Consider the following 8,977-nt stretch of genomic DNA (forward strand, 5'->3'; position numbering starts at 1 on the left):
AGCGAGTGCTGCTGGCCAACAAGGAAGCGCTGGTGGCGGCCGGCTCGCTCTTCATGCAGGCCATTCGCGATAACGGCGCCGAACTGCTGCCTATCGACAGCGAACATAATGCTATTTTCCAATGCCTGCCCCACGGCGGGCGCGCCGTTGCGCCTGAAAGCCCGGCCCCTGGCGTGCGCCGCCTGCTGTTGACCGCTTCCGGCGGTCCTTTCCGCGGGCGTGATCTGGAAGACCTGCACGAAGTGACCCCGGCCCAGGCCTGCGCCCACCCCAACTGGAGCATGGGCCGCAAGATTTCGGTGGACTCCGCCACCATGCTCAACAAGGGTCTCGAAGTGATCGAGGCGCATTGGCTGTTCGCCATGCCCGCCAGCCGCATCGAAGTGGTGGTGCACCCCCAAAGCGTGGTGCATTCCATGGTCGAGTACGACGACGGTTCCGTGCTGGCGCAGCTCGGCCAGCCCGACATGCGCACCCCCATCGCTTATGGCCTGGGCTTTCCCGAACGCCTGGACAGCGGCGTCGGTCCGCTGGATCTGACGCGCCTGGGGCGGCTGGACTTCGAAAAGCCCGATCTGGCTCGGTTTCCGTGCCTGGCGCATTCCTTCGCGGCGCTGCGAGCCGGGCAGGGGGCTTGCGTGACCCTGAATGCCGCCAACGAGATCGCCGTGGAGGCTTTCCTGAGCGGCCGCCTGCCGTACACCTGGATTCCGCGGGTTATCGAGGCTTCCCTGGAGTGGCAGGCGCGGCAAGCATCTGTTACGCTCAACAGTCTTGACGACGTGCTCGCGCTTGACTCTGACGCGCGCGTCTTCGCGGGCAGCCTGGGCCTGGCCTGATGCAGGCCATCGTCCGCCGGCCTCTGATTTTCTAGATTTCTCCGACCCTGATGCTTTTCACCCTGTTGGCCTTTGCGGTTGCGCTTGGCTCCCTGATCATCTTCCATGAACTGGGGCACTATTGGGTGGCCCGCCTGTGCGGCGTCAAGGTGTTGCGCTTTTCGGTGGGCTTCGGCAAGGTCATCCTGCGCCGCACCGACCGCCACGGCACGGAATGGGCCGTCTCGGCCCTGCCGCTGGGCGGCTACGTCAAGATGCAGGACGATCCGCCCGCTGGCGCGAGCCCGGCGGAAGTGGCAGGGGCCTTCAACAGCAAGCCGGTGGGCCAGCGCATTGCCATCGTCGCCGCCGGTCCCATTTTCAACCTGATACTCGCGGTCTTCCTGTACGCCGGCCTGAACATGGCCGGCACCGAGGAGCCCGTGGCCGTCATTGCCCAGCCCGCCGCCGGCACGCCGGCGGCGCAAGCGGGCCTGCTCTCCGGCGACCACATCCTTGCCATCGATGGGGAAGAGGTCGCCTCCTGGTCCGACGCGCGCTGGCGCCTGATGGACGTCATGGCCACCGGCGGCAGCGCCCGGATCGAGGTCAAAACGCCTGCGGGCGCGGTGCAGCAGCGCGAACTGGTGCTGCCATCCAACACCATGGATCCGGCCGGTGGCGACCCCTTGGCCGCGGCCGGGGTGCGGTTGGCCCAGCCTAAGCCTGCGGTGCGCGTGGTCAACGACGGCGGAGAAGGGCAGGCGGCTGGCCTGCGCGCTGGCGACCTGGTCCTGGCCGTGAATGGCGTAGCCACGCCGGACACCGGGGCCCTGGTCCGGCAGATCCAGGAAAGCGCCGGCAAGACGCTGGCGCTTACGCTGGCGCGCGACGGCGCCAATATTTCCCTGAACGTCACCCCACGCGCCGAGACCGTCAACGGCCAGCAAATCGGCCGGCTGGGAGTCCAGCTGGGCGGCGACATTCCCATGGTGACCGTGCGCTACGGCGTGTTCGAGAGCCTGTGGAAAGGCGCGGTCCGCACCTGGGACACCGCCTGGTTCTCGCTGCGCATGATGGGCCGCATGGTCACGGGCGACGTTTCCTGGCGCAATGTCAGCGGTCCCGTAACCATCGCCGATTACGCCGGCCAGACCGCCAGAATCGGAATTGTTGCGTATATCGCCTATATCGCCTTGATCAGCATCAGTCTCGGCGTACTAAATTTGCTGCCTATTCCCATGCTGGACGGTGGCCATCTGCTGTACTATCTCGTCGAAATTGTGCGGGGTAGCCCGCCGCCAGCAAGGTGGATCGATATCGGACAGCGCGCCGGCATAGGTTTATTGGCAAGCCTGATGGGGCTTGCGCTGTTCAATGATTTCACGCGTTTGTTCACTTGAACGCGATTTAGCATAAAATCCCCCGCCATTTGCACGACCGAGGATACTCAAGGATGTCTTTTCGCCGGATGTTTCATCACAAAAAGGGTGTACTGCCGGGTTTGATCGCCGCACTGCTGGTACCGGCCATCGCCCACGCCTTCGACCCTTTTGTCGTGCGGGATATCCGCGTAGAGGGTATTCAACGAACTGACGCCGGCACGGTCTTCGGCTATCTCCCCGTTAAAGTGGGCGAGAAGTTCACCGAAGAAGAAGCGACCGAAGCCATCCGCCGCTTGTACGGCACCGGCTTTTTCACCGACGTGCAGATCCAGACGGACAACAACGTCGTCGTGGTGGTCGTGCAGGAACGCCCCACGATCGCGTCGGTGAACTTCAACGGCATGCGCGAGTTCGACTCCAAGGCGATTACCACCTCGCTTGCGCAAGTGGGCTTCGCCGAAGGCCGCATCTTCGACCGCTCCATGCTCGAGCGCGCCGAATACGAACTGAAGCAGCAGTACCTGTCCAAGGGCAAGTACGGCATCGAAGTGACTTCCACCGTGACCCCGCTGCCCCGCAACCGCGTGGGCGTGAGCTTCGACGTGTTCGAAGGCTCGGTCGCGCGCATCCAGGAAATCCGCTTCGTGGGCAACAAGGCTTTCTCCGAAAGCGATCTGCTCGACGAATTCAAGCTGACCACGCCGGGCTGGCTGACCTGGTACACCGATACCGACAAGTATTCGCGCGAAAAGCTCGAAGGCGACCTGGAGCGCCTGCGCTCGTTCTACCTGGATCAGGGCTATCTCGAATTCTCGGTCGAGCCGCCCCAGGTCACGATTTCGCCGGACCGCAAGGACATCCGCATCACGATTACCGTTCACGAAGGCGAGCCCTACAAGGTGCGCAGCGTGAAGCTGGCCGGCAATCTGCTGGGCCTGGACAAGGAAATCAACGCGCTGCTGGAAATCAAGCCGGAAGAAACGTTCTCGGCCGCCAAGGCCAACGGCTCGGCCAAGGCCATTACCGACTACCTGGGCGAACTGGGCTATGCGTTCGCCAACGTCAACCCGAACCCGCAGCTGGACCGCGCCAAGCATGAGGCCGACCTGACGTTCTACGTCGACCCCAGCCGCCGCGTGTACGTGCGTCGCATCCAGATCGGCGGCAATACCCGCACGCGCGACGAAGTCGTGCGCCGCGAAATGCGCCAGCAGGAAGCCGCCTGGTACGACGCCAAGGACATCAAGACCTCGCGCGACCGCGTCGACCGCCTGGGCTATTTCAGCGACGTCAACGTCAAGACCGATCCGGTTCCGGGCTCTCCCGACCAGGTCGACGTCAACGTGGACGTCAAGGAAAAGCCCACCGGCATGATCAACCTGGGCGTGGGTTACGGCTCGTCCGAAAAGGCCATTCTGTCGGCCGGTATCAGCGAAGACAACGTCTTCGGCAGTGGCACCAACCTGACCCTGCAGCTGAACACCAGCAAGACCAACCGCGCCATCGTGCTGTCGCACACCGATCCGTACTGGACCAAGGACGGCATCAGCCGCACCACGTCCGCCTACTATCGCGTGACCGAGCCCTGGAACAACAACGACGGCGACTACCGCGTCAAGGCCATGGGCCTGGGCATGAACTTCGGCGTGCCGATCTCGGAATACGACCGGATCATGCTGGGCGCCAACGTCGAACGCAACCAGATCGACCTGTTCAACAACTCGCCGGCGGCCTATGAGAAGTTCGTCAAAGACTACGGCGATGCGACCAACTCGGTGATCTTCACCACCGGCTGGACCAAGGACACGCGCGACAGCGGCCTGGCGCCGACCCGGGGCGGGTACACCCGCCTGAAGGCCGACCTGTCGACCATCGATCTGCAGTACACGATGTTGACGGCCCAGCAGCAGTACTTCGTGCCGCTGGGCGGCTCCTATACCCTGGCCTTGAACGGCATGGTCGATTGGGGGCAGGGCTACGGCAGCAAGGATTACCCCATCATCAAGAACGTCTATGCCGGCGGTATCGGCACGGTACGCGGTTACGAGGGCTCGTCCCTGGGGCCGCGCGATTCGAAGACGGGCGATTACCTGGGCGGCACGCGGCGCGTCGTCGCCAACGCGCAGCTCTATCTGCCGTTCCCGGGCGCGTCGAAGGACCGCACGCTGCGCTGGTTCATTTTCTCGGACGCTGGCCAGGTATCGGCGGGCAGTGGCCAGAGCTGCACCGGCGGCAAGCCTGGCAGCGAGGTCGAGGATCCCTGCGGCTGGAGGTTCTCGGCCGGTATCGGCCTGTCGTGGCAGTCGCCGATGGGGCCGTTGCAGTTGTCCTATGCCCGTCCGCTCAATTCGAAGACCGGCGACGACAAGCAGAGCTTCCAGTTCCAGATCGGAACGGGTTTCTAAGCGCGCCGTTACGCTTGAAAACAAGGGAGAGGGGCGCTCAGCCGGCTCCCTTGCTGTTTAGTGGCACAATACACACTTTGGCTTTGCCTTACTGGAAGGTGAGATTTTCATGATGTCTGATTCCGCACTTAAAACCTCGAATTCGCTGCGCGCCAAGCGCCGCGGCAAGCTGGGCGGTTCCATTGCCCTGGTAGGTGCGCTCATTCTCGGTTCGGCTGCTGCGATTCCCGCGCAGGCCCAAGGCACGAAGATCGGTTTCGTCAATACCGAGCGGATCCTGCGCGAGTCGGGTCCGGCCAAGGCAGCGCAAAGCAAGATCGAAGCCGAATTCAAGAAGCGCGACGATGAACTCCAGCGCCTGAACAACAGCCTGCGTTCGCAAGCCGAGAAGTTCGACAAGGACGCTCCTGTCCTGTCGGAGTCCGACCGCGTCAAGCGCCAGCGCGAACTGTCCAACCTGGATACCGACCTGCAGCGCAAGCGCCGCGAGTTCCAGGAAGACTTCAACCGCCGCCGCAACGAAGAGTTTTCGGGCATCGTGACGAAGGCCAATGACGCCATCAAGCGCATCGCCGAGCAGGAAAGCTACGACCTGATCATTCAGGACGCCGTGACGGTCAACCCGCGCATCGACATCACCGACAAGGTGATCCAGAGCCTGGGCAAGTAAGCAGCACCCGTCAAGCTATGCCGGTTTTACTGGATCTTGCCCGCGCGCCAACGCTGGAAACACTGTTGAGCGCCGCCAACACCCAGGGAATGGACTGGCGTATCAGCGCGGTTCCCGGTGCAGACCCCATGCGGGTCTGCGGCATCGGAACCTTGTCATCGGCCGGTCGGCAGGAAATTGCTTTCCTGGCCAACCCCCGCTACCAGAATCAGCTGGGCGCCACGCAAGCAGGGGCGGTCATCGTCTCGCCCGACGTGGCTCAGGCTCTGGAAGCCGAGGGCCACGCCCGGCCGCCGTTCGCGCTGGTTGTCTGTCAGCATCCCTACCTGCTGTACGCCCGCGTGGCGCAGTGGTTCGACGCCGCCAGGCGTCCCGCGCTGCCCGCGTCCACGCATCCCTCCGCGGTTGTCGCCGCTGACGCCGTCATCGAAGAGGGCGTGCGCATCGGTCCGAATTGCGTTGTCGAATCCGGCGCCCGCATCGGCCGCGATACCGTGCTCGGGCCTGGCTGCGTCATCGGCGCCGGTTCGTCCGTGGGACCTGGCAGCCGCCTGTATGCCCACGTCACCCTGTATGACGGGGTCAAGGTGGGCGCGCGCGCGATCATCCATAGCGGTGCCGTGCTGGGTGCGGACGGTTTCGGCTTTGCGCCGGACCCCTCGCTGGGCAAGGGCGCCTGGGGCAAGATTCCCCAGCTCGGCGGCGTGACCGTCGGTGACGACGTCGAAATCGGCGCCAACACCACCGTCGACCGCGGGGCGCTGGAGGATACAGTCCTGTCCGATGGCGTGAAGCTGGACAACCAGATCATGGTCGCGCATAACTGCAGGATCGGCGCGCATACCGCCGTCGCGGCTTGCGTAGGCGTGGCCGGCTCGACCACCATCGGCGAGCGCTGCACCATAGGCGGCGCGGCCATGCTGTCGGGGCACCTGACGCTGGCCGACGATGTGCATATTTCCGGGGGCACCGCGGTGACCTCCAGCATTTCGAAGCCTGGCCGCTATACCGGGGTCTTCCCGTACGCGGAACATGGCGAATGGCAGCGCAACGCCGCCGTGATACAACAGTTGGCGCAATTGCGCCGGCGCGTGCGGACGCTGGAAAAAGACTAGGGCGCATCGCCGCCACTGGCGCGTCCGCGCCGCACGATTACTTTACTTCGCAGGAAAGCATAGAAAAATGGAACTCGACATCAAGGGGATCATGGAGAGGCTGCCGCATCGTTATCCGATGCTGCTGATTGACCGCGTCGTCGAAATGGTGCCTGGCAAGTCCATCGTGGCCATCAAGAACGTCTCGATCAATGAACCGTTTTTCAACGGCCATTTTCCGCACCACCCGGTGATGCCGGGCGTGCTCATTGTGGAAGCCATGGCTCAGGCCTCCGCGTTGTTCTCGTTCACCGATGAGAACGGCGGCCTGAAGTGCGAAGGTGCCAAGACCGCGTATTACCTGGTTGGCATCGACGGCGCGCGTTTCCGCCGCCCCGTGGTGCCGGGCGACCAGCTGCGCATCGAGGTGGAAGCTGAACGCCTGAGCCGCAGCATCTGTAAGTACCAAGCGCGCGCGACGGTGGACGGCCAGGAAGTCGCCTCGGCCAAGCTGATGTGCGCGATTCGCAGCCTGGAAGAGTAAATGGCAGGAAACATTCACCCCACCGCCGTCGTTGATCCGGCGGCAAAGCTCGACCCGACCGTCGTCGTGGGGCCGTTCGCGACCATCGGTCCCAATGTGACCATCGGCGCAGGCACCGAGATCGGCCCGTACTGCATGGTGGACGGGGTGACGACCATCGGGCGCGACAACCGCTTCTACCGCTACTGCTCGGTCGGCGGCATGCCGCAGGACAAGAAGTACCAGGGCGAGCCTACCCGACTGGAAGTCGGCGACCGCAACACCTTCCGGGAATTCGTCACGCTCAACACGGGCACCGTGCAGGACGGCGGGGTTACCACGCTGGGCGACGACAACTGGATCATGGCGTACGTGCACGTGGCGCATGACTGCCACATTGGCAGCAACACCATCCTGGCCAATTCGGTGCAGCTGGGCGGCCACGTCCACGTCGGCGATTGGGCCATCGTGGGCGGCTTGACCGGCGTGCACCAGTTTTCGCGCATCGGCGCGCACAGCATGACGGGCGGCAACAGCTCCCTCATGCAGGACACGCCGCCTTTCGTGCTGGCTGCCGGAAATCCCTGCCGGCCGGTGGGTGTCAACGTCGAAGGCCTCAAGCGCCGCGGCTTTACGCCCGCCGATATCGCAGCGCTGCGCGACGCCTACAAGATCATCTACCGCAGGGGGTTGTCCCTGGACACGGCGCGCGCCGAACTGCGTGCGCGCCAGCAGGCGGAGCCCGAGGTCGCGCCGCATCTGCAGACCTTGCTCGACTTCCTGGACGTCGCAAGCCGCGGCATCATCCGCCCATGAACACACGGATCGGCATGGTGGCCGGCGAGCCTTCGGGCGACCTGCTGGCCGGTCGCATCATTGCCGGTCTGCAAGCGCGCGACGCCGGCATCCGCTGCGAGGGCATCGGTGGGCCGCAAATGCAGGCCCACGGCTTCGAAGCCTGGCATCCCATGCACGCCTTGACGGTGTTCGGCTATGTCGACGCGCTCAAGCGCCTGCCCAGCCTGCTCGGCACCTATCGGGACGTCAAACAGCGCTGGCTGGCGGAGCCGCCAGCCGTTTTCGTCGGCATCGATGCGCCGGACTTCAACCTGCGCCTGGAGCACCAGTTGCGCCAGGCGGGCACGCCCACTGTGCATTTCGTCGGGCCGTCGATCTGGGCCTGGCGCTATGAGCGCATCCACAAGATCCGCGAGTCGGTGTCGCACATGTTGGTGCTGTTCCCGTTCGAGGAAGAGATCTACCGCAAGGAAGGCATTCCGGTCACTTACGTGGGCCACCCGCTGGCCGGGGCCGTGCCCATGCAGCCGGACCGCGCCGCGGCGCGCGAGCGTCTGGGCATCGATCAGGACGCCCGCGTGCTGGCGATCCTGCCAGGCAGCCGTTCGTCCGAGATCCGCCTCTTGGCGCCGCGTTTCCTGCAGGCCGCCCAGATTCTGCTGAAGAAAGATCCGGCGTTGCAATGCGTGGTGCCCATGGTCAATGACCAGCGGCGCGCCGAGTTCCAGGCCATCCTGGCCCAGTACCCCGTGCCCGGACTGCGCTGCATCACCGCGAACGATCTGCACGGCGAGGGCGGAGAGCGCCAGGCGCCCGTGGCCTGGTCCGTCATGGAGGCCGCCACGGCGGTGCTGGTGGCCAGCGGCACCGCCACGCTGGAAACAGCGCTGTACAAGCGGCCCATGGTGATCTCCTACGTGTTGTCGCCCTGGATGCGCCGCATCATGGCCTGGAAATCCGGCCAGCAACGTCCGTACCTGCCTTGGGTAGGCTTGCCGAACGTGTTGCTGCGTGATTTCGCCGTGCCGGAACTGTTGCAGGACGATGCGACGCCCGAGAAGCTCGCGGAAGCGACGTGGACGTCCCTGACCGACGACGCGGGCCGGGCGCGTATCGAGGCCCGTTTTACCGCCCTGCATCAGGAGCTGCTGCGCGACACGCCTGCGCTGGCCGCTCAGGCGATCCTGGAGGTGGCAGGTGGAGCAGCCTGACCTGTTCGTGGCTCCCGAGCAGCCGGCCATGGTCACGGCGGGCGTCGACGAGGCGGGCCGCGGCCCGCTGGCC

The 8,977-nt window shown here is 64.7% G+C and carries 8 protein-coding genes; all 8 read left to right on the forward strand.

Annotated elements, in window-relative coordinates; all coding sequences use genetic code 11:
- Positions 1-839, forward strand: an 839-nt coding sequence (dxr, locus tag VIR09_RS13655) for a 1-deoxy-D-xylulose-5-phosphate reductoisomerase (RefSeq protein WP_332013348.1), incomplete at its 5' end; no start/stop codon positions are given.
- 50 nt (positions 840-889) lie between these two features.
- Positions 890-2,221, forward strand: a complete 1,332-nt coding sequence (gene rseP / locus VIR09_RS13660; RefSeq protein ID WP_332013349.1) for an RIP metalloprotease RseP — start codon at positions 890-892, stop codon at positions 2,219-2,221.
- Between the two features lie 53 nt (positions 2,222-2,274).
- On the forward strand, positions 2,275-4,608 hold the full coding sequence (gene bamA, locus VIR09_RS13665) for an outer membrane protein assembly factor BamA (RefSeq protein WP_332013350.1): 2,334 nt from the start codon (positions 2,275-2,277) through the stop codon (positions 4,606-4,608).
- Between the two features lie 109 nt (positions 4,609-4,717).
- Positions 4,718-5,278: an OmpH family outer membrane protein gene (locus VIR09_RS13670; protein ID WP_332013351.1), complete on the forward strand. Its 561-nt coding sequence runs from the start codon at positions 4,718-4,720 to the stop codon at positions 5,276-5,278.
- 17 nt (positions 5,279-5,295) lie between these two features.
- On the forward strand, positions 5,296-6,393 hold the full coding sequence (gene lpxD, locus VIR09_RS13675; RefSeq protein WP_332013352.1) for a UDP-3-O-(3-hydroxymyristoyl)glucosamine N-acyltransferase: 1,098 nt from the start codon (positions 5,296-5,298) through the stop codon (positions 6,391-6,393).
- A 67-nt stretch (positions 6,394-6,460) separates the two neighbouring features.
- Positions 6,461-6,916, forward strand: a complete 456-nt coding sequence (gene fabZ / locus VIR09_RS13680; protein ID WP_006385190.1) for a 3-hydroxyacyl-ACP dehydratase FabZ — start codon at positions 6,461-6,463, stop codon at positions 6,914-6,916.
- Positions 6,917-7,711: an acyl-ACP--UDP-N-acetylglucosamine O-acyltransferase gene (gene lpxA / locus VIR09_RS13685; RefSeq protein WP_332013353.1), complete on the forward strand. Its 795-nt coding sequence runs from the start codon at positions 6,917-6,919 to the stop codon at positions 7,709-7,711.
- On the forward strand, positions 7,708-8,904 hold the full coding sequence (lpxB, locus tag VIR09_RS13690; RefSeq protein WP_332013354.1) for a lipid-A-disaccharide synthase: 1,197 nt from the start codon (positions 7,708-7,710) through the stop codon (positions 8,902-8,904). The genes lpxA and lpxB overlap by 4 nt, the downstream gene beginning before the upstream one ends.
- The last annotated feature ends 73 nt before the right edge of the window (positions 8,905-8,977 follow it).

This window comes from Achromobacter sp. (genome assembly GCF_036567245.1).
Lineage (GTDB): Bacteria > Pseudomonadota > Gammaproteobacteria > Burkholderiales > Burkholderiaceae_B > Achromobacter.

Bases quoted from the DNA above. Each gene is read 5' to 3' on its own strand.
- fabZ (WP_006385190.1), top strand. From the start codon at position 6,461: ATGGAACTCGACATCAAGGGGATCATGGAGAGGCTGCCGCATCGTTAT.
- rseP (WP_332013349.1), top strand. From the start codon at position 890: ATGCTTTTCACCCTGTTGGCCTTTGCGGTTGCGCTTGGCTCCCTGATC.
- VIR09_RS13670 (WP_332013351.1), top strand. From the start codon at position 4,718: ATGATGTCTGATTCCGCACTTAAAACCTCGAATTCGCTGCGCGCCAAG.
- lpxD (WP_332013352.1), top strand. From the start codon at position 5,296: ATGCCGGTTTTACTGGATCTTGCCCGCGCGCCAACGCTGGAAACACTG.
- lpxA (WP_332013353.1), top strand. From the start codon at position 6,917: ATGGCAGGAAACATTCACCCCACCGCCGTCGTTGATCCGGCGGCAAAG.
- lpxB (WP_332013354.1), top strand. From the start codon at position 7,708: ATGAACACACGGATCGGCATGGTGGCCGGCGAGCCTTCGGGCGACCTG.
- bamA (WP_332013350.1), top strand. From the start codon at position 2,275: ATGTCTTTTCGCCGGATGTTTCATCACAAAAAGGGTGTACTGCCGGGT.